At 64.8% G+C, this 253-nt stretch carries 1 pseudogene; it reads right to left on the bottom strand.

What is annotated here, in order from left to right:
• Positions 1 to 253: pseudogene (locus PWP93_RS37325) on the bottom strand (MFS transporter); the annotation flags it as partial.

The following is a 253-nucleotide window of genomic DNA, read 5'->3' as shown; positions in this document are numbered from 1 at the left end:
TAGAACACCGCGCTCGCGCTGCCGTGCTTGAGCAGCCAGCCGCCCACCACGCCGCCGAGCGCGAGCCCGATCGACTGGGTGGTGTTATAGACGCCCGTGGCCGCGCCCTTGCGGTTGCCCGGTGCGAGCTTGGACACCAGCGAGGGCTGCGAGGCTTCGAGAATATTGAACCCGAGAAAGTACACGAACAGCACGGTCGCCACGATTGCTATGGTATGCGCAAGCGAGCCGAGCAGAAGCTGGCCGATCAGGA

Origin of the sequence: Paraburkholderia sp. A1RI-2L, from assembly GCF_048957375.1 — a bacterium.
Classification (GTDB): domain Bacteria; phylum Pseudomonadota; class Gammaproteobacteria; order Burkholderiales; family Burkholderiaceae; genus Paraburkholderia.
This window is presented reverse-complemented; position numbering and strand designations above follow the sequence as displayed.